At 72.2% G+C, this 19,691-nt stretch carries 18 protein-coding genes; 10 read left to right on the forward strand and 8 right to left on the reverse strand.

Going from position 1 to position 19,691, the window contains the following annotated elements:
- Window positions 1-16: 16 nt before the first annotated feature.
- The gene (locus FLV34_RS03820) at window positions 17-820 is read right to left on the reverse strand and encodes an alpha/beta fold hydrolase (RefSeq protein ID WP_205829782.1); all 804 of its coding nucleotides are present in this window, start codon (window positions 818-820) and stop codon (window positions 17-19) included.
- A 264-nt stretch (window positions 821-1,084) separates the two neighbouring features.
- Here FLV34_RS03820 and FLV34_RS03825 point away from each other — a divergent pair, with 264 nt between their 5' ends.
- Genes FLV34_RS03825 through FLV34_RS03850 form a run of 6 tightly spaced genes read left to right on the forward strand, consistent with a single transcriptional unit; the run spans window position 1,085 to window position 5,980 of the window.
- On the forward strand, window positions 1,085-2,770 hold the full coding sequence (locus FLV34_RS03825; RefSeq protein WP_147942378.1) for a RyR domain-containing protein: 1,686 nt from the start codon (window positions 1,085-1,087) through the stop codon (window positions 2,768-2,770).
- 4 nt (window positions 2,771-2,774) lie between these two features.
- Window positions 2,775-3,260, forward strand: a complete 486-nt coding sequence (locus FLV34_RS03830; RefSeq protein ID WP_315985116.1) for a hypothetical protein — start codon at window positions 2,775-2,777, stop codon at window positions 3,258-3,260.
- A 31-nt stretch (window positions 3,261-3,291) separates the two neighbouring features.
- Window positions 3,292-4,347 (forward strand): DUF418 domain-containing protein, encoded by a 1,056-nt coding sequence (locus tag FLV34_RS03835; protein WP_142645412.1) that lies wholly within the window; start codon window positions 3,292-3,294, stop codon window positions 4,345-4,347.
- Entirely contained in the window at window positions 4,277-5,068 is a 792-nt protein-coding gene (locus FLV34_RS03840; RefSeq protein WP_142645413.1) for a carbon-nitrogen hydrolase family protein, read from the forward strand. The genes FLV34_RS03835 and FLV34_RS03840 overlap by 71 nt, the downstream gene beginning before the upstream one ends.
- A gap of 10 nt (window positions 5,069-5,078) precedes the next feature.
- Entirely contained in the window at window positions 5,079-5,537 is a 459-nt protein-coding gene (locus tag FLV34_RS03845) for a hypothetical protein (RefSeq protein ID WP_240970906.1), read from the forward strand.
- Window positions 5,534-5,980: a hypothetical protein gene (locus FLV34_RS03850; protein WP_147942379.1), complete on the forward strand. Its 447-nt coding sequence runs from the start codon at window positions 5,534-5,536 to the stop codon at window positions 5,978-5,980. Before FLV34_RS03845 ends, FLV34_RS03850 begins: the two co-directional genes overlap by 4 nt.
- Window positions 5,981-6,048: 68 nt before the next feature.
- On the opposite strand, the gene FLV34_RS03855 is transcribed toward FLV34_RS03850, so the two are convergent.
- The 6 genes from FLV34_RS03855 to FLV34_RS03875 all read right to left on the reverse strand — a co-directional run bounded on the left by FLV34_RS03855 (window position 6,049) and on the right by FLV34_RS03875 (window position 13,797).
- On the reverse strand, window positions 6,049-7,551 hold the full coding sequence (locus tag FLV34_RS03855) for a carboxyl transferase domain-containing protein (protein WP_147942380.1): 1,503 nt from the start codon (window positions 7,549-7,551) through the stop codon (window positions 6,049-6,051).
- Window positions 7,548-8,729, reverse strand: a complete 1,182-nt coding sequence (locus FLV34_RS03860; RefSeq protein WP_147942381.1) for a CaiB/BaiF CoA-transferase family protein — start codon at window positions 8,727-8,729, stop codon at window positions 7,548-7,550. The genes FLV34_RS03855 and FLV34_RS03860 overlap by 4 nt, the downstream gene beginning before the upstream one ends.
- A gap of 139 nt (window positions 8,730-8,868) precedes the next feature.
- Complete coding sequence (locus FLV34_RS40170; RefSeq protein WP_168065612.1) at window positions 8,869-9,024, reverse strand: hypothetical protein; 156 nt, start codon at window positions 9,022-9,024, stop codon at window positions 8,869-8,871.
- 148 nt (window positions 9,025-9,172) lie between these two features.
- The gene (locus FLV34_RS03865; RefSeq protein ID WP_142645417.1) at window positions 9,173-11,005 is read right to left on the reverse strand and encodes a hydantoinase B/oxoprolinase family protein; all 1,833 of its coding nucleotides are present in this window, start codon (window positions 11,003-11,005) and stop codon (window positions 9,173-9,175) included.
- Window positions 10,995-13,040 (reverse strand): hydantoinase/oxoprolinase family protein, encoded by a 2,046-nt coding sequence (locus FLV34_RS03870; protein ID WP_147942382.1) that lies wholly within the window; start codon window positions 13,038-13,040, stop codon window positions 10,995-10,997. The genes FLV34_RS03865 and FLV34_RS03870 overlap by 11 nt, the downstream gene beginning before the upstream one ends.
- Before the next feature lie 94 nt (window positions 13,041-13,134).
- Window positions 13,135-13,797: a DsbA family protein gene (locus FLV34_RS03875; RefSeq protein WP_142645419.1), complete on the reverse strand. Its 663-nt coding sequence runs from the start codon at window positions 13,795-13,797 to the stop codon at window positions 13,135-13,137.
- 125 nt (window positions 13,798-13,922) lie between these two features.
- Here FLV34_RS03875 and FLV34_RS03880 point away from each other — a divergent pair, with 125 nt between their 5' ends.
- Entirely contained in the window at window positions 13,923-14,570 is a 648-nt protein-coding gene (locus FLV34_RS03880) for a PadR family transcriptional regulator (protein ID WP_147942383.1), read from the forward strand.
- A 138-nt stretch (window positions 14,571-14,708) separates the two neighbouring features.
- Complete coding sequence (locus FLV34_RS03885; RefSeq protein WP_147942384.1) at window positions 14,709-15,896, forward strand: NAD(P)/FAD-dependent oxidoreductase; 1,188 nt, start codon at window positions 14,709-14,711, stop codon at window positions 15,894-15,896.
- Between the two features lie 192 nt (window positions 15,897-16,088).
- Here FLV34_RS03885 and FLV34_RS03895 read toward each other — a convergent pair whose 3' ends face one another.
- Window positions 16,089-16,775, reverse strand: a complete 687-nt coding sequence (locus tag FLV34_RS03895; RefSeq protein ID WP_142645422.1) for a carbon monoxide dehydrogenase subunit G — start codon at window positions 16,773-16,775, stop codon at window positions 16,089-16,091.
- Window positions 16,776-17,284: 509 nt separating this feature from the next.
- Between FLV34_RS03895 and FLV34_RS03900 the strand changes: the two genes are divergently transcribed.
- Both FLV34_RS03900 and cydB read left to right on the forward strand, forming a co-directional pair.
- Window positions 17,285-18,748 (forward strand): cytochrome ubiquinol oxidase subunit I, encoded by a 1,464-nt coding sequence (locus tag FLV34_RS03900; protein WP_147942386.1) that lies wholly within the window; start codon window positions 17,285-17,287, stop codon window positions 18,746-18,748.
- 11 nt (window positions 18,749-18,759) lie between these two features.
- Window positions 18,760-19,671, forward strand: coding sequence for a cytochrome d ubiquinol oxidase subunit II (cydB, locus tag FLV34_RS03905; RefSeq protein WP_147942387.1), 912 nt, complete (start codon window positions 18,760-18,762; stop codon window positions 19,669-19,671).
- Window positions 19,672-19,691 lie beyond the last annotated feature (20 nt).

Below are 19,691 nucleotides of genomic sequence, written 5' to 3' on the forward strand. Positions count from 1 at the left end.
CGGGCGGCCAGGCCGATCAGGCCGCCCGTTCGTCCCTGGCGAGCCAGCCGAGCAGGTCGGGCAGCACGTGCAGGGCGTGGAAGTGCGCCGCGCCCCGCTGGATCCGCACCGTGGCGGTAGGTATCCGCCCGGCCAGCCAGCGGGAGTGGCTGACCGGTGAGAACACGTCGTCCTCGCCGTGCCACAGCAGCGTGGGGACCCTGATGTCGGCGGGGTCGAACCCCCATGGCGAGCAGAAGGCCATGGCGTCGTCGATCCAGCCGTACGCGGAGTTGCGCACGGCCTCCGCGTAGTTCTGGACCAGCATCGTCCGGATACCGGCGTCCGCGATCACGCTCCTGTCCGGCTCGGGCAGCTCGTCGTAGAGGGCGTTGACGAGCCGTACGGGGTCCTCGCGGATCTCGGCGGCGGTCGGGCCGAGCCGCGCCGCGAGCCGCGCCCGTCCCTGCATCGCGGTCATGTACTCCGCGATGTTGCCCTCGGACATGCCGTCGAACCAGTCGAGGCCCTCCGCCTCCCGCGGCGCGAGCCCGACGAGCACGGCGGCCCGGGTCACCCGGTGAGGGATCAGGGCGGCGCAGGCCAGCGCGTGCGGCCCGCCGCCGGAACGGCCCACCACCGCGAAGCGGTCCAGCCCGAAGTGGTCCGCGATGGCGGCCACGTCCGCGGCCACGTCCCCCACACTGCGGCCCTCGTGCCGGTCGGAGTCGCCGTACCCCGGGCGGTCGTAGGTGATGAGCCGCACGCCGAGCCGATAGAGCAGTCCTTCACGTGGAAGGGGGCCGATCCTGCTGCCGGGCGTCCCGTGGAGCAGGAACACCGGTCTTCCTCCGTGGATCTTTCCCCGTTGCGCGACCGCGAGGCGCCGCTCGCGATCCGCCGACCACACCCCGTCCGTCAACGCCGGGCCCTCCGTGTCGATCGTCGAAGGATCTCAGGCCCAGGATCCTCCGAACCGGTGTGACGCGAAAGGGCCCGGCGGCCTCGGAACGGCAACACCTTTCCCGGACGGCCCCTGGAGCGCTCCCTTTTGGCGGGTTATTTTCGATAAAGGCACGTGCCGCCCAGCGAAGGACGAGGATTTATGGCCTTTCCCGCGAGCTACGTGGTGCGTGCGGTATTCGCGGGCCTGGCGGTGGCCGCACTGGTGACCGGATATATCGGCCTTCAGACCTATGCGAAAACGCTGAATCTGCCGTCGGGTCCCCTCGATCTCCTCTACTGGGACCTGCAACTGTTCGTATTCGACTCCGCGCCGCTCGACGAGCCGAAACCGCTGCCGGGCCTGCTGGAGTTCGCGCGTTTCGCCGCGCCCGGCGTGACGATCTACACCCTCGTCGACGGAGCCCGCCTGCTGTTCGCCGCCGAACTGCGGCGGTTGCGGGCGCGCAGGTCGAAGGAGCACGTGGTCGTGTGCGGCACGGGATCGCCGGCGCTGGCCCTGGTGGAACGGCTGCGCGCGACGAGCACGCGGATCGTGATGATCGGGTCGGCTCCGGTGGCCGCCACCGGCGATCGCAGGGTGCTCTACGTCAGGGGCGACGCGCGCAGCCCCGCCACCCTCCGCGCCGCCGGGATCCAGCGGGCCTCCGTCCTGTACGCCTGCGAGCCGGACAGCTCGGCCAACACGGCGATCGCCCTGGCGGCGCACGGCGTGGCCAGAGCCGACGGCAGGCGGCCCCTGTCGGCGTACGCGCTGATCTCCGATCCCGACCTGTGCGCCGCGCTGCGGGCCCGCCGGCTGAGCCTTCCCGGCAGGCCCCGGCTGCGTCTCGACTTCTTCAACCTGGACGAGCTCGCCGCCCGGGTGCTCCTGGACCGGCACCCGATAGTGAACGAGCAGCCTGTCGTCGTCATCGGGCTCGACGCCTTCGGCCGCAGCCTGCTGGTCGAGATGGCGCGCAGGCGGCGGCTGATCCCCGCGCCGTACCCGCTGCCCGTGACGGTCATCGACGCCGACGCCACCAAGACCGTCGAGGCCGTGTGCCGCAGGTTCGAGTTCGTGGCCGAGACGTGCGCGCTGACCACGCACGACGCGCCGCCCGGCGACCTGCCGCTGGGAGAGCTGCTGCCGTCCGAGCCGCCGCAGCGGGTGTTCGTGTGCCATCGCGACCAGGACCTCGCGCTCAAGACCGCGCTCACCTCGCTGCGCCTGTGGAACTGCGGGCCGGGATCGCTCGTGGTACGGGTCGAGGAGGCCGGCACCTTCAGCCGGGCCTTCGATGACGTCCATCTGCTGGAGGGGCTGTCCGGCGCCCTGCGCGTCTTCGCGGTCAACGAGGAGGCCGGCGACCCACGACTCATCGGGGAGGACCTGGTGGAGACGCTCGCCCGGGCGATCCACGAGAGCTACATCGTGGAGAACACCGCGCGGCGCCACGTGCGGGCGACCAACCCCTCGCTGGTGCCGTGGGAGAGCCTGCCGTCCCGTCTGCGGGCGGCGAACCGGCGGCAGGCCGAGGACATCGGCCGCAAGCTGACGAGCATCGGCTGCGCCCTCGCTCCCCGCGTGGAGCCCGAGCTGCACTTCGCCTTCAAGGACTACGAGATCGAGCAGCTTGCGATGATGGAGCACGAACGGTGGCTGCGGGACCTGGTCGCCGACGGATGGACCCGCGGCCCGGTCCGCGACGACGAGAGCAGGAGGCACCCCGACCTGGACAGCTGGGACAACATCTCGGACATGGCGAGAGAGAAGGCCCGCGACACCGTGCGGAACCTGCCGCGCATCCTGGCCACCGCGGGTTTCCAGATCGTACGGGTCGGCTGAGCGAGTGAGCGGGGTGCCCACGATCGCGTTCACCGGCCACCGGGGCCTGCCCAGGGACACGGCCGTCCGGATCCGCCGCGCCCTTCGGGCCGTTCTCGCCGGCCGGGGCCGGCCGCTCGTGGGCCTGTCCTGCCTGGCGGAGGGGGCCGACCAGCTCTTCGCCCGCGAGGTGCTGCGTGCCGGCGGCGAGCTCGACGTGATCGTGCCCTCCGCCGGATATCGGGAGAGCCTGCCCCGCGCGGCCCGGGCGGGATACGACGAGCTGCTCCCGCTCGCGCGGCACGTGCACACGATGCCGTTCGAACGGCCGGAACCGGTGGCGTACATGGCCGCCTCGGTCTTCATGCTGGAGCGGGCGGACGAGTTGCTCGCCGTCTGGGACGGGCTGCCGGCGCGCGGGTACGGCGGGACTGCCGACGTCGTCGCGCACGCCCGCGAGCAGGAGATGCGGGTGCTGGTGCTCTGGCCGCCCGGCTCGCGGAGGGACTGACACGAAGACGGGCACGAAGGGGACGGTCGGGGTGAAGGCGGCGGCGGACAGGATCCGGCGGGTCGACGCGCTGCGCGGGTTCGCGGTGTGCGGGATCATGCTGGTCAACGCCTGGCAGCAGAGGGTGCGGCACGGGCCGACCTCGATCGACTGGGTGATGACGAACCTGTTCCAGAGCCGCTTCTACCCGATGTTCGCGTTCCTGTTCGGGCTGTCCTTCGCGCTGTTCCTGCGCTCGGCGGGGCTGCGCACGCGGCGCCCGCGCGTCGTCATGCTGCGGCGCCTGGCCGTGCTCGCGGCCCTGGGCGCGGCGCACATGCTGATCGACCCCGGCGAGGTGCTGCTGCCGTACGCGCTGCTGGGGGTGGTCCTGTTGCTTCCGGCGAGCCTGCTGCCCCGGGGGGCCGTGCTGCTGGTGGGCTGCGGCGTCCTGGTCGCCTCCGTGCTCGACCCCCATCCGTACGTGCTGATCACCGCGCTGTTCCTGCTCGGCCTGGCCGCCGCGCCCGGCGGGGAGGCGAGGAGGGGCGCCGGGCGCCTCGGCGGGGCCGACGGCCTGGGCAGCGGGCCGCTCCTCGGCGCCGTGTGCGGTACGGCGGCCCTGCTCGCGGCCGGGCTGACCTGGTGGTGGAACCACGCGCCGCCCGGCGGCGGGGTCTACCAGGCGGCGGCGCTGTGCGGCGCGGCGGCGTACGCCACGGCGTTCCTGCTGGTCGCCCGTCGTACGGCGGTGTTCGAGGCGCTGGGCAGGATGACGCTGACCAACTACGTGACGGGCACGACGGTGATCGTGGTGGCGATGCCGCTTCTGGAGGCCGACCACACGGGTGCCGCCGTCGTGGTGCTCACCGTCGTCACCGTGGCCGTGCAGGCGGTCTTCTGCAGGTGGTGGCTCGCCCGGCACCGGTACGGCCCGCTGGAACGGGTGTGGCGCACGCTCACGTGGTGGGGCACCTCCCTGGACGACTCCGGAGGCACCTGGTGGGGCACGGCGGCGACCGGGCAGACTGTGATCCGTGACCCGCGTAGCGCTGTGCCAGATTCCCGTCGACCACGACCCGGAGACCAACCTCTCGACCGTGCGTGACGCCCTCGCACGGGCGCGGGGGGCGGACCTCGCCGTGTTCCCCGAGGCGACGCTCGCCCGGTTCGGCCCGGGAATCCTCGAGACCGCCCAGCCCCTGGACGGCCCGTTCGTCACCGGCCTGGCCGAGGCCGCGCGCGAGCACGGCACGGCCGTCATCGCCGGCGTCTTCGAGACCGCCCCGGACGGCAGGGTGTGGAACTCGGCCGTCGCCCTGCGGGAGGACGGCTCGCTCGCCGCGGCCTACCGGAAGATCCACCTGTTCGACTCCTTCGGCGCGAAGGAGTCGAAGCTGGTCGCGCCGGGGGACGTCCCGGAGGTCGTGGAGCTGGCCGGGCTCAGGATCGGCCTGATCACCTGTTATGACGTCCGCTTCCCCGAGCTGGCCCGCGCGCTGGTGGACCGGGGCGCGGACACGTTCGCCGTGATCGCCGCCTGGGGCTCGGGCCCGCTGAAGGAGGACCACTGGACGACCCTGGTGAGGGCCAGGGCCATCGAGAACACAACCTGGACCATCGCGGTCGGTCAAGCCCCCAATCCCGCCATACCGGACGGGTTCGGTGTGGGCCGCAGCATGCTCGTCGATCCGATGGGCGTCGCCCGGCATGACCTGGGCACGGGCCCCGGCGTGCTGATCGCGGAGATCGACACGGCCTGGACCGAGACCGCGCGCGCCACCCTCCCCTCGCTCGAACACCGCCGGCTCGGAGTCGGCAGATCGTAAACTTGGCCCCATGAGCGAGCCGGGACGCAGGACGCGGATGCAGAAGGTGGTTCCGCCGCGGCTGCTCGTGCCGTACCTGTCGGGCCGTCGCACGATCATCTCCGGCTACGTGTACCGGGTGCAGGACTGCGACCGCCTCACCACACCCGCCGCGCTCGTCGAGGCCCTCGACCTGAGTTTCGACGGATCGGAGCTGACGCCGGACGTGCCCGAGCTGTACATCATGCGCTGGGACGCGCGGGACATCGACACCTACGTCGTCCCGTACGGCCCGCACATGGGCGGTGATTGGAGCGATGCACCACCCTTCACCGGGAACGGCTTCACCGCCTCGCGCGAGCAGGTGGTGCCGCAGTTCCACACGATGCCCATGCCGGTCCCCGCGGGCGCGGAGATCGTCCACCTCACCGCGGCCGGGGAGCGTCCGTTCGCCGGATACGACGGCCTGACCTGGCGGCCGGCGCGATGAGCGACATCGAGCCGGTCGGCCTGGGATTCGTCGCCCGCTACCGCGACCGGGACTACGCCGCCGCGGTCGGGCCCGGCGGGAACGACGTCGTGCTGTTCAGCGAGACGCCGCAGGAGGGGTTCACCGACGCGGGCGGCTACTGGCGGCTGCGGGGGAGCCGGGCGGCGCTGGACCGGCTCACCCTGCTGCGTACGGTCGGGGCGTTCGGCGGCGAGCCGTGCCTCGTGCTGGACGAGGACGACGGCGGCGACGGCGGGGAGGGCGGCCTGCACATCGCCTACACCGGCCACAACGGCCTGAAGGCCGAGGCGCTCGGCTACTGGCTGGTGGACCACGGCGCCTACGAGGTGGTCGTGCCCCGCGAGGAGGTCCACGCGATCCGGGTGGAGCGCGTGCCGGTGCCGCTCACCGTTGACCGGCCGGACGGTCACGAGGGCCCGTGAGGGCCCCGCCCCGCTGGGACAACCGGTTCAGACGGCCCGGTTCAGACGGCCCGGTTCAGACGGCCGGTTCAGGAGCCGAGCGACCGATAGCGAGCGAATCGGGCCGCCGTCCGCTCCTCCGCCGGGCGGTCCAGCAGGCCCGCGATCTCGTGTTCGAGCGTGCGGCCGACCCTGCGGCAGAACTCCTCCGGCTCGTACGCCGCATCGGGCCGTTCGGGCACGATCCGGTCCACGATGCCGTCCCGCCGCAGGTCGGCGGCGCGTACGCCCTGGGCGGCGGCGATCTCCGGGGCGAAATCGACGGTCCGGTACATCAGGGCCGAGGCGCCCTCCGGCGGGAGCGGGGACAGCCAGGCGTGCTGCGCGCTGACGACCCGGTCGGCCGGGAGCAGCGCCAGTGCGGCGCCGCCCGCGCCCTCCCCCAGCAGCAGGCACACGGTCGGCGCGTCGAGCATGACGAGGTCGGCCAGGCAGCGGGCGATCTCGGCGGCCAGGCCGCTCTCCTCGGCCGCCTTCGACAGCTCCGCCCCGCCGGTGTCGACGACCGTGACCAGCGGCAGGCCCAGTTCGCCGGCCAGGCGCATGCCGCGCCTGGCCACCCGCAGCCCGGCCGGGCCGAGCGTGCTGCCCGTCCGCTGCCGCCGCCGGTCCTGGCCGAGGACGACGGCGGGCGCGGCGCCGAACCTGGCCAGCGCCAGCAGCAGGCCGGGGTCGCGCTCCCCCACGCCGGTGCCGTGCAACGGGGTCACGTCGCGTGCGCCGTACTTGAGCAGCTCGCGCACGCCGGGGCGGTCGTCGCGGCGCGAGCGCGTGATGGCCTCCCACGCCGGCACGGGTTCGGCCGCCTCATCGGGTTCCCCGCCGGGGTCCAGCCCCTCGCGCGGGGCGCAGAGCACGGCCAGCACCCGGATGGCGATCTCCCGCGCGTCCTCGGCCGAGACGACGGCGTCGACCAGCCCGTGGGAGTAGAGGTTCTCCGCGACCTGGACCCCTTTGGGGAAGGGATAGCCGTGCAGCGACTCGAAGACCCGCGGCCCGAGGAAGCCGATGAGCGCGCCCGGCTCCGCGGCCGTCACGTGCCCGAGCGATCCCCACGAGGCGAGCACCCCGCCCGTCGTGGGATGGCGCAGATAGACGACGTACGGCAGGCCGGCGGCGCGGTGCGCGGCGACCGCCGCGGTGATCTTCACCATCTGGGCGAAGGCCGGCGCGCCCTCCTGCATGCGGATGCCGCCGCTGGCGGGGGCGGCGAGCAGCGGCAGGCGCTCGGCGGTGGCCCTCTCGACGGCCCGGACGAGCCGCTCGGCCGCCGCCGTCCCGATCGAGCCCCCGAGGAAGGAGAACTCGCAGGCGACGACGGCCACCCGGCGCCCGTCGAGCGTGCCCTCTCCGGTGACGACCGACTCGTCGTACCCCGTCCTGGCCCGGGCGCGGACGAGTTCGGCTGCGTAGTCCGAGCCGGGCTCGGCCCGGTCGCGCGGGGGACCGTCCCACGACTTCCACGAGTGCGCGTCGAGCACCCGCGCGATCAGCGTCCGCGCGTCCGGCCTGGCCGCGTCAGCGTTGCTCATGGCGAACGCCGCTCCCGTTCGGCCAGCCAGTCGAGCACGGCGTCGTTGTCCTGGCCCAGGGCGGGAGGCGCCGCGTGTCCCTCTCCGGCCGCCGGGGTTCCTGCTTGATCGTCACGGTCGAAGCGTAGCGGCGGGCCGGGCAGCTCGATCGGGCCGAGCACCGGATGGTCGACGGTGACGACCAGGCCCTGCGACCGGACCTGGTCCCAGGCGTACACCTCGTCGATCGACCGGATGGCGCCCGAGGGCACGCCGACCTCGTGCAACGCCGCGAGCCAGTGCTCGCGGTCGTGGGCCGCCAGCGCCTTCTCCATCTCGGCGATCAGCTCTTCCCGATGCGCGAACCTATCCCTGTTTGTCGCATATTTTGGCATTTCGGGATCGATGTCCAGTAGCTGGGCGACCTTGCGCCACTGCCCGTCGTTGGCCGCCGCGATCTGGATCATGCCGTCGGCGCAGGTGAAAGCGCCGTACGGGGCGATGGAGGTGTGGTGGTTGCCGCCCGCCCTCGGCACCGTGCCCGCGACGGTCCAGGCGGTGCCGTGATAGGAGTGCACACCCACGATCGACGCCAGCAGGGACGTCCTGACGACCCTCCCGCGGCCGGTGCGCTCGCGTTCGTACAGGGCCGCGACCACCCCGTACGCGCCGTGGATGCCCGCGAGCAGGTCGGCGATCGAGGTCCCGACCCGGTAGGGCTCGTCGGGCGAGGGCCCGGTCAGCGACATCAGCCCGGCCTCCCCCTGGGCGATCTGGTCGTAGCCCGGCCTGCCGCCCTCGGGACCGTCGTGCCCGAAGCCGGTGATGGACAGGATCACCAGCCGGGGGTTGATCGTGTGCAGGCGCTCGACGGGGAACCCGAGGCGGTCGAGCACGCCGGTGCGGAAGTTCTCCACCAGCACGTCGCTCTGCCGTACGAGCCGCTCGACCAGAGCGCGGCCCTCCCCGGACTTCAGGTCCACCGTGATCGAGCGCTTGTTGCGGTTGGCCGCGAGAAAGTAGGTGGATATGGCATGATCCGGGCCGACGAAGGGGCCCCACTCGCGCGACTCGTCGCCCGCGGGGTGCTCCACTTTGATCACATGGGCGCCCAGATCGCCGAGCATCTGCGTGCAGTGCGGCCCGGCGAGGGCCCGGGACAGATCGAGGACGACGATGCCGCTGAGAGGTCCCTGCACAACCAGCCTCCACGGGGGTTGCTAAGGAGAACGTCCTTCGGTCTCCACCGGCAAGACTGTCAAATCACCCCGCCCGAAGACAGCCCCCGACCGCGTCTCCCGGTGCCCCGGGCGGCACGGAGCTGCCCGGGGTTCCGGGTCAGTGATGCGTGCGATGGCCGCGCCACTGGTCCATCAGCCGGCGCATTCGCTGCCGGTTCTGCGGATCACGCGCCATGGTCTTGGCCTTCTCGACGTTCTCGCGCCCCTTGGGGGTGTGCAGGTATTCCCTGATGCGCTGGACGATAGATGCCATTTGTAACTCACCATCCCGATTGTGCCGTTATTGAACGGCTACCCACGGACACCGCCCCCAACCACCGCCGCCCAGGCAGCCTGGGGCGGCAGTGCCCCCGTACCCGTTCCGCTGAGATGGGCGAATGAGCCGCTTTCGCGGGGGCGCGTCAGAGGGTGTCCACCTCCGCGTGCGGGAGGCCGCCGGAGAGCTTGGGATAGCCGGGGCCGCGGTCGAAGAAGGCTGCGGGGCGGGTCTCGCGCAGGCGTTCCCGCAGGCGCTCGGTCGCCTCGGCGTCGACGACGACGTCGTCGCGGGTGCCGGTCAGCACGACGCCGTAGTCCTCCCGCGCACCCTCGAACGACACCTTCCCGTCGCGCACGTCGGCGGCCACCTTCTCCACGGGCCGGTCGTACGGGGAGCCCCAGCCGCCTCCGCCGGTGGTGCGGATGCGGATGACCTGCCCGGCGCGTACGGGGAAGTCGTCGACCAGGCCCTCCATCTCCACCCCGTCCACGGTGACCTGGAAGCGGCGGCCCGCCCGGCCGCCGTTGACGCCCCAGCACGACAGGATCGAGCGGTCGGCGATCGACATGAAGGAGGCGTCGCGGAGCATGCGGATGTGCTTGTCGTAGCCGAGGCCGCCGCGGAACTCCCCCGGCCCGCCGCTGTCCACGGCCAGCCCCAGCCGCTCGACCCGGAACGGCCAGCGTGCCTCGGCGAACTCCACGGGGATGTTGCGGCTGTCGGGCACCACGTGGATGGTGTCCTCCCCGTCGGCGTACCAGCGCCCGCCCGAGCCGCCGCCGAGCACCTCGCGCATGAGATAGGGCCCGTCGTCCGATTCGCCGTACACGCCGGTGTAGCGGATGGTCTCCTGATCGGCGGGCATGCGGCCGCCGGTCGCCTTGGCCAGGACGCCCGCGAGAACGCCGAGCAGGCGCAGGATCACGAACGTACGGGCGTTGGTGGGCGCGGGGAAGATCGGCGTCAGCAGGGTGCCCTTCTCCGGGAAGACCATCTTGATCAGCGGCACGACGCCCTCGTTGACGTCGAGCTCGGCCATCCGCTCGGGCGTGTCGGCGAGGTTGCGCAGGATCGGCGCCAGCCACTTCTTCAGGAAGACGCCGTCGGCGTAGTCGCCGGCGTGGTTGATCGGCCCCTTCGCCTGGGGCGAGGTGCCGGTGAAGTCGATGGTCAGCGGGGTCTCCGCCGAATGATCGACGGTGAGCGTGATCCGCTGGGCGTGCAGGCGCGGCTCGTCCACGCCGTCGTGCTCGGCGTAGTCCTCCCAGACGTGCACACCCTCGGGGATCTTCGCGAGCAGCTCGCGGCGGAACGTCTCGGTCGTCTTGTCGATGATCGCGTCGAAGCACGCCTCGACCGCCTCCCGGCCGTACCGGCCGAACAGCTCGCCGAGCCGCCTGGCGCCCATGAGGCAGGCCGAGCACTCCGCGTCGAGGTCCCCGGCCAGCGAGTCGGGCATCCGGGAGTTGCGCGTCATGATCGTGAGCGCGGCGCGGTTGGGCACCCCCTGGTCCCACAGCTTGATCGGCGGGACCATCAGGCCCTCCTCGAACGCGCTGCGCGCGTGCGACGGCATCGACCCCGGCACCGCGCCGCCGATGTCGTCATGGTGGCCGAACGCCTGGACGAACGCGACGACCTCGCCGCCGTGGAAGACCGGCACCGTCACGCACAGGTCGGGCAGGTGACCGATGCCGCCCTCGGAGAGGTAGACGTCGTTGTGGAAGAACACGTCGCCGGGCCGCATCGTCTCGATCGGGAAGTCGCGGACGACCGGCTGCACCAGCGCCGAGTAGGACCGCCCGGTCAGCTTGCGCAGCCGCACGTCGTGGATGCCGGCGCGGAAGTCGTGGGCGTCGCGGATCATCGGCGACCTCGCCGTACGCGCGATCGCCGTCTCGACCTCCTTCTCGACCGAGGCGAGCGTGCCCTCCACGATCTCCACGAGCACGGGGTCGGCGGTCCTACCGGTCATCGCTCACCACCACGAGGTTGCCGTAGTCGTCCATGGTCGCCGTGAAGCCGGGATGCACCGGCAGGGTCGAGCCGTACTCCTCGATCACGGCCGGGCCGCGCACCACCGCGCCCGCGCCGAGGTCGGCCCGGCGGTAGATCACGGTCCTGGCCCACTGCTCGAAGAACACGTCGCGGGTCGCGACCGGGCTCGGCTCGTCCTCCTGGAGGGGCCTGCGCGCGATCTTCGGCCGGGTGATCGGGCCGATGCCGGACACCCGCAGGTTGACCCACTCGACGGCGTGGCGGGGGTCGTCGCGGTAGCCGTACCCGTAGAGCCTCTCGTGCTCGGCGTGGAACCGCTCGGCGACCTCGGCGAGCCATGCCGCGTCGACGGGGCCGTCGGGGGCGGGCACCCGCACCTCGTACGCCTGGCCGTAGTAGCGCAGGTCGGCGCTGCGCGCGTACACGTGCCCGGTGAAGCCCTCGCGGTCGAGCGCGGCGGCGGCCTCGGCCTCCAGGCCGGCCAGGATTCCGGCGACCACCTCGGGCGAGGGGTCGCGGGCGACGTACGTGCGGACGTAGTCGTTCTTCACGTCCACGGTGAGCAGGCCGAACGCGGACACGTTCCCGGGATCGGGCGGGACGATCGCGGCCCGCAGCCCGAGGACGTCGATGAGCCGGCAGGCCAGCAACGGCCCGGAGCCGCCGAAGGCGACCATCGGGAAGTCCCGCACGTCGAGGCCGCGCTGCACGGTGATCTGCCTGATCGCGTTGGACTGGTTGAACGCGCTGATCTCCAGGATCCCGGTGGCGCAGCGCTCCGGGGTCAGCCCGAGACGGCCCGCCAGCGCTTCGACGCCCGCCCGGGCGGCGGCGACGTCGAGGGGGATCTCGCCGCCGAGCAGGTGCGGAGGCACCCGGCCGAGGAAGACGTGCGCGTCGGTCACCGTCACCTCGGTGCCGCCCCTGCCGTAGCAGATCGGCCCGGGGGCCGCACCCGCCGATCTCGGGCCGACCTTCAGCGTGCCCTCGGGGGAGATCCAGGCGATGGACCCGCCGCCCGCCCCGACCGTGACGATGTCGATCATCGGGATCTTGCACGGGTAGCGGCCGATGCTGCCCTCGGTCGTCAGCGACGGCTCCCCGTCCACCACGACGGCCACGTCGGTGGAGGTGCCGCCGCCGTCGAGGGTGATGACGCTCGGGTGCCCGGCGGTGCTCGCGATAAGCGCCGCGCCGAGCGCCCCCGCCGCCGGACCGGACAGCACGGTCGTGATCGGCTGGTGCACCACCTCGGCCGCCGACAGCACGCCGCCGTTGCTCTTCATGACCGAGAACGGCCGGCCCAGCCGCTCCGACAGGTTGTCGATGTATCGCCGCATGATCGGCTTGACCGCCGCGTCCACCAGCGTGGTCACCGACCGCTCGTACTCCCGGTATTCGCGCAGCACGTCGCTCGACAGCGACACGACCGCCTCGGGGTGCTCGCGCTCCAGCACCGCGCGCATCCGCCGTTCGTGCTCCGGGTTGGCGTAGGAGTGCAGGAAGCACACCCCGATCGCGGTGACGCCGCGCGCCTTGAACCACCGCGCGGCGTCCGCGGCCTGCTCCTCGTCGAACGGCCGGACCTCGCGGCCGAGGTGGTCGAGCCGCCCCCCGACCGTACGCACCCGGTGGACGGGCACGATCCGCGGCGGCTTGACCCAGAAGTAGGAGTTGCCGTACCCGTCCGGCACGCTCTGCCGGGCGATCTCCAGGACGAACTCGAAGCCCTCCGTGGTGACGAAGCCCAGGTGCGACGTGCCGTCCGGGCGGTCCTCCAGCAACTGGTTGGTGGCGACGGTGGTGCCGTGGACGAGTGCGGACACGGCGTCGAGGGCGCGGGACCCCGCGTGGGCCTCGAGCACCTTGTGCACGCCTGCCATGAACCCGTCGGCCGGGTTGGCAGGAGTCGAGGGAGTCTTGGTCGTGACGATCCGGCCGGACTCCTCGTCGACGAGCACGACGTCGGTGAAGGTGCCGCCAGTGTCGACCCCGATGCGCACGCTGGACATGCTCCGTGTTTACCGATCGCCGCCGATCGGAAGAACCGGCGCACTCTGCCGAAGAATCGCCGTCCTGTCGTCAGACCCTGCCCGGACCAGCGGCCTACACCGCGCAGGCGCCGTCGTCGCAGCCGTCGCCGCCCGGCACGCGTGCGGCCCTCTCCTGCGCCGTACGCTGCTCGACCTCACGCAGGGCGGCCACGAGCGTCTCGACGGGCTGCGCGCCCGACACGGCGAACTTCTCCTCGAACAGGAACAGCGGGACGGCGCGGATGCCGAGCTCGCGGGCGCGGGCGAGGTCCGCGCGCACCTCGCCGGCTCCCTCGCCCGTGTCCTCGACTCCCACCTCGGCGGCGAGAGTGGCCAGCGTGGCGGGGTCGCCGACGTCGAGGCCGTCGGTGAAGTGCGCCCGGAAGAGCCGGTCGGTCATGTCCGCGTCGCGCCCGGCGCGGCCGGCCAGCCCGATCAGCCGGTGCGCCTCGAAGGTGTTGGCGGCGATCGCGCGGTCGAAGCGGAGCTCCAGCCCGTCCTGCGCCGCCACGCCCGCGACGTGACCGGTCATCTGCGCCACCTGGGCGGCGCCGCCGAACTTGCGCTCCAGCGCGCTCAGCAGCGGCTCACCGCTGGAGACCCCGTCCGGGTCGAGCTGGAACGGGCGATGGGCGATCTCTACGGGCCCCTCGTAGAGGCGTACGGCCTGATGGAGACGGTGGTGACCGATGTAGCACCACGGACACACGACATCGGAGAAGATCTCGACTTTCACGACATGTCCCAACCAGCGCCTCCGGCAGTGGATTCCCCGCCGGCGGGGATTCGATCGGCCTTGCGACCCGCGTACTCGCATCCGTATATTCGTGTGCGAGTAAACGGACAAGAGGGTGATCGTCCATGGCGAAGCGGCGCAAGGTGGCGAACCTGCTGGCGCTGGCGGTGCTCTCCGCGCTCGCGCACCGGCCGATGCATCCGTACGAGATGGCGGCGGCCCTGCGCGGCTGGAACAAAGAGCACGACATGGGGATCAAGTGGGGATCCCTCTACACGGTCGTCGGAAACCTGGCCAAGCACGGGCTGATCGAGGAACTGGAGAGCGGCCGCCAGGGGCGCCGCCCGGAGCGGACCGTTTACCGGATCACCGAGGCGGGCCGGGAGGAGCTGGTCGACTGGACCCGGGAACTGCTCGGCGTCCCCCAGATGGAGTTCCCGCGCTTCCGCGCCGGGCTGTCGGTCATGGCCGTGCTCCCCCCGGACGACGTGGCCGGGCTGCTCACCGACCGGCTCTCGGCGATCAGGAGGGGGATCGCCGAGCTGGAGGAGTTCCATGAACGTGACGACCTGCAGGTGCCGCGTCTGTTCCTCATCGAGACGGAGTACGACCTGGCGATGCTCAGGGCGGAAGAGCGCTGGGTCGCGGCCCTGCTCGACGAGCTGACCTCCGGCACGTTCCCCGGCCTGGCGGAGTGGCAGGGCTTCCACGAGGCCGGCGGGCTGTCAGCGGAGATGAAGGAGCTCGCGGAAGAGAAGATCACTGACCTTTAGTCCTGGTGGCGGTGCTGCAACACCGCCACCAGGCAGACCTTCGAACCGGCATGTGGTGGCCCGAAGATGCAGCGAATCGAGGATAACGGGTCTCCTCCCATGGCGGTTCGGCGTGCACGTCAATCGACAGGAGGAGAAATGAAGCACGTCGCGATCATCGGCGGTGGCATCGCCGGCCCGGTCACCGCGCTGGCGCTGCGCAGGGCGGGCATGGACGTCACCATCTACGAGGCCTATCCGACCAGCGCCGACGAGGCAGGCGGATCACTCGGCCTCGCCCCCAACGGCCTGGCGGCGCTGGAGATCGTCGGTGTGGCCGGCGCGGTGCGGGCGGCCGCGCAGCCCGTCACGCGCTCGGTCATGTCGCTCGCCGGCCGCACGCGCCTGGAGCTGCCCAGCCTGTCCGAGGTCGGACCGATGCACATGGTCCGGCGCGCCGACATCTACCGGGCGCTGCGCGACCAGCTCGTGAAGCAGGGCGTCGCGGTCGAGTACGGCAGACGGCTCACCGGGGTCGAGGGCACCACGGCGATCTTCGCCGACGGCGGCCGGGCCGGGTTCGACGTCCTGGTCGGCGCCGACGGCGTCCACTCCACCGTCCGCCGGCTCATCGACCCGCACGCGCCCGGCCCGAAGTGGACCGGGATGATCGGCGTGGAGGGCGTCTCGACGTACGAGGTGCCCGAGGATCCGGAGACGACGGTCTTCGCCTTCGGCAGGCGCGGCTACTACCTCTACTGGCGCAACGCCGCGGGCGGCACCACCTGGGGCGTCAACCTGCCCTACGACCGGCCCCTGTCCCTCGCCCAGGCCCGCGAGGTGCCGCGCGAGGAGTGGATGCGCACCCTGCGGAAGACGTACGGCGACGACGTGCCCGGTGGTGACCTCATCCGGCACACCCCGGTGACGTCGATGCTGGTGACGGGGGCGCTCTACATCATGCCCAGCGTGCCGCGCTGGCACCGCGACCGGATGGTCCTGGTCGGCGACGCCGCCCACGCGCCGTCGAACAGCTCGGGGCAGGGCGCGTCGCTCGCGATCGAGAGCGCCGTCCAGCTCGCCCGCTGCCTGCGGGACATCGAGGACGTGCCGCGGGCGTTCGCCACGTACGAGCGGCTCCGCCGCAGCCGGGTGGAGAAGGTGGCGGCGCGCACCGCCAAGATCAACCATGCCAAGACACCGGGCCCGGTCATGCGGAGGCTGATTCCGCTTCTCATGCCGCTGATGCTGAAGACGGTCATGAATCCGGACAAGACCGTGGGCCCGGAGCAGCGCTACCGCATCGACTGGGACGCGCCCGCCGCCGTCGCCTCCCCGGTCCGCTGACCACGCTCGCCCAGGTTGCCGCGGGTGAGGACTTTCCCGGCTCGGTGTGCGGCGACCACACCGCACCCCGGCGGGAAAGCCCTCGACACCTCTGCGTCGTCGGGGAGGGCGGGAGCATCCGCCGCGCGGCCGAACGCTTCCAGGTCTGCCACACCACCGCGGCTCGCGGCGTCCGCCCTTGCCCGCGGCGGCCTACCCGCGGCGGCTCCGGCGGCCGAGGAGCCAGCCGATGACGGCGCTGCCGAGCGCCACCCCGGCGCCGGTGCCGAACGCCGCGAGCATCGTCCAGGCCGGCACGCCCTGGCGACGCGCCGCCGGGGCGGCCTCGCGCGTGAACACGCGTGGCGCGGCCTCCCCTGTCACGGCCGCCGGCACCACCGCACGCTCGTCACCGGCCGCCGCTCCCGGCCCCGCCGCGACGACGGCCGTGCCTGCGACGGGGACCGACAGCAGGTGCCGCTCGACGGCGGAGAAGAACTCCCCCGCGGTCTTCTTCGCGACCGAGGCGAGCATCCGCTGCCCCACGCCGCCGATCATGCCGCCGACGACGGCGTCGGCGTCGTAGTCGACCCGGGTGCCGCCCTCGGCGTCGCTGAGCCGTACGGCCACGGTCGCCTCGACCGTGCCGGGCGCGCCCTGACCGCGCGCGCCGAGCGTGAACCGGTCGGGCTCCTCCTGGTCGCGCAGCGCCACCTCGCCCTGGTAGACGCCCTTGATCGAGGCGACCCCCGCCGTCACCGTCATCGCGTACACGTTCTCGCCGATCGTCTCCAGGCGCTCGCAACCGGGGATCGTCCTGACCAGGACGCCGGGGTCCTGGAGGGCGTCCCAGACCCGCTTGCGCTCCACCGCGACCAGCGCGCTGCCTGAGACCTTCATGCGCCCACCTCCGATGCCGAGCACCCTAGAGAATCACCGGTTCGGCGAGAACGGCAAGATCTGCCCCGGCACGGCGTCGTGCTCGTGCAGAGTTCACATGCCCGGCGGCGCGGCCGGCTATCGGCCGTTCTCCGCCGTCGCCGCGCAGAAGTGCCCCGGCGCGTACGCCCGTCCACCGATGCCGGCCCCCGCATGGTCAACCGCGCGGCGTACGGGGGAATCACCCGCACGACGGACGCGGCACTTGCCCTCGTTCGCCCATCCTTGATCGCGCGCCTCCCCAGGAGGCGCTCCCGGCGGTCCGGGACCGTCAGTCCCCGGCGACCGGGACGATCCGGCCGGCATGGCCGGCATGGCCGGCACTGCAGGCGACGGGGACACCGCGAACGGGGCGGGACTTCGCCCGGCTGTGACGAAGATCGCACACCGCGGAACCCTATTGCTCTACAGCTTGTAGTACTACTGAACATAGAACTACAAGCTGTAGAGCTCTCTGGCGTGAGGGAGACATGGACGCGCTTGACCTGGCACGGTGGCAGTTCGGGGTCACCACCGTCTACCACTTTCTCTTCGTACCTCTGACGATCGGGCTGGGCGTCTACGTCGCCGGGCTCCAGACCGCCTGGCTGCGGACGGGCAAGGAGCACTACCTCAGGCTCACGAAGTTCTTCGGCAAGCTCTTCCTGATCAACTTCGCCATGGGCGTGGTCACCGGCATCGTCCAGGAGTTCCAGTTCGGGATGAACTGGAGCGAATACTCGACCTTCGTCGGCGACGTGTTCGGCGCGCCGCTGGCGCTGGAGGCGCTGCTCGCGTTCTTCCTGGAGTCGACGTTCCTCGGCCTGTGGATCTTCGGCTGGGACCGGCTGCCCAAGCGCGTCCATCTCGCCTGCCTGTGGGCCGCCGTCATCGGCTCCAACCTGTCGGCGTACTTCATCCTCGCGGCCAACGCCTGGATGAAGCACCCGGTCGGCTACGAGGTCGTGGACGGCAGGGCCAGGATGACCGACCTGTGGGCGGTGCTGACCAACTCGACTGCCCTCGCCCAGGTGCCGCACGTCGTCGCCGGCTCGTTCGTCGTGGCGGGCGGGGTCGTCATCGCCGTCGCGGGCTACCGCATCCTGCGCGAGCGCGGCCTGCGCGTGCTGCCCGGCCGCCGGAGCGCCCAGGCCGTCCAGGACGAGACCGTGCCGATGCGCCGCGTCCCGGACATGTGGCGTACGAGCCTACGCGCCGCGCTCGTCATGACGGCGATCGCGGGGGCGGTCGTCGCCGGCACCGGCGACCTGTCCGGCCGGTTGCTGCACGAGCAGCAGCCGATGAAGCTCGCCGCGGCGGAGGGCCTGCGCCACGACACCGCCGGGGCGCCGTTCTCGATCGTGCCCGGCGTCGAGGTGCCCGGGCTGCTCAGCCTGCTCTCCGCGCACGACCCCGGCGCGACCGTCCAGGGCGTCGACGACATCCAGGCGCGCTATGCGAAGGCCTTCGGACCGGCCGACTACGTCCCGAACCTGCCGGTCGTGTTCTGGTCGTTCCGCGTGATGATCGTCTTCGGCATGACCACGGTCGGCCTGTCGGTGCTCGGCCTGTGGCTGACCCGGCGGCGCCGGCGCGGCGGAACGGCGAAGCCGGTGCCCGGCTGGTTCGCCCGCCTGTGCGTTCTGGCGCTCCCGCTGCCCATCGTCGCGATCATCTCGGGCTGGCTGCTCAGCGAGATCGGCCGCCAGCCGTGGACCGTCCAGGGCGAGCTCATGACGGCCGCGAGCGTGTCGCCCGGCGTCTCGCTCGGCGAGGTCGCGATCACCCTGGCGGTCTTCACGGTCCTGTACGGCGTGCTGGCGCTGGCCGAGGGCGTGCTGCTGGTGCGGCACGTCAAGGCGGGCCCGGAGCTGCCGCCGGTCGAGAACGCGCCCTCGGGCACCGTTCCCACCCGCCCCGACGAGGCGCGGCTCACGCCGACGCTCATGTACTGAGGAGCCACGAGATGACGACCTTCTGGTTCATCGTGATCGCGTTCCTCTGGACGGGTTACTTCGTCCTGGAGGGGTTCGACTTCGGCGTGGGGGCGCTGCTGCCGCTGCTGTCGCGGTCGGAGGCCGACCGCAGGCAGGTGCTCGGCACCATCGGGCCGGTCTGGGACGGCAACGAGGTGTGGCTGATCACCGCGATCGGGGCGATGTTCGCCGCCTTCCCCGCCTGGTATTCGGGCCTGCTCAGCAGCTTCTACCTGCCGGTCTTCCTCGTCATCACCGGCCTGATCCTCCGTGGGGTGGGCCTGGAGTGGCGGGGCAAGGTCCACTCCCGGCGCGAGGTCGCGCTGTGCGACGCCGGGATCGTCACCGGCAGCGTGCTCCCGGCGTTCCTGTGGGGCGCGATCTTCGGCAACCTGCTGTTCGGCACGGCGCTGGCGACCATGCTGGGCGGGGCCCTGTCGCTGTCGGTGGCCGTGCTGCACGGCGCGGTGTTCGTGGCGCTCAAGACGACCGGCGGGGTCCGCGCCCGCGCCCGGCGCGCCGCGCTGCTCGCGGCCGCCGGCGCGCTGCCGGTCGCGCTCGCCGTGCTGCCGTCCGTGCCCGGCATGGGGCCGATGTGGACGCTCGGCACGGCCCTGCTCGCCGCCGCGGCGCTGGCGGCCGGGATGACGCTGGTGTGGGGCCGCCGGGAGGGCTGGGCCTTCGTCGCGACCGCGACGGCGATCGCCGCCACGACCGCCACCGTCTTCGGCGTGCTGTGGTCCGCTCCCCTGCCCGGGCTCACGCTGGCCGAGGCGGCCTCGGCGCCGTACACGCTGACCGTCCTCACCTGGATCGGCCTGTTCGCCCTGCCGGGCGTCATCGCCTACCAGGCCTGGACCTACTGGGTCTTCCGCAAGCGCCTCACGGCCCAAGTCTCCTGATCCAGGAACGGCAGAAAGGG

Source organism: Microbispora sp. CSR-4, assembly GCF_008033685.1.
In the GTDB taxonomy this organism is placed as follows: Bacteria; Actinomycetota; Actinomycetes; order Streptosporangiales; family Streptosporangiaceae; genus Microbispora.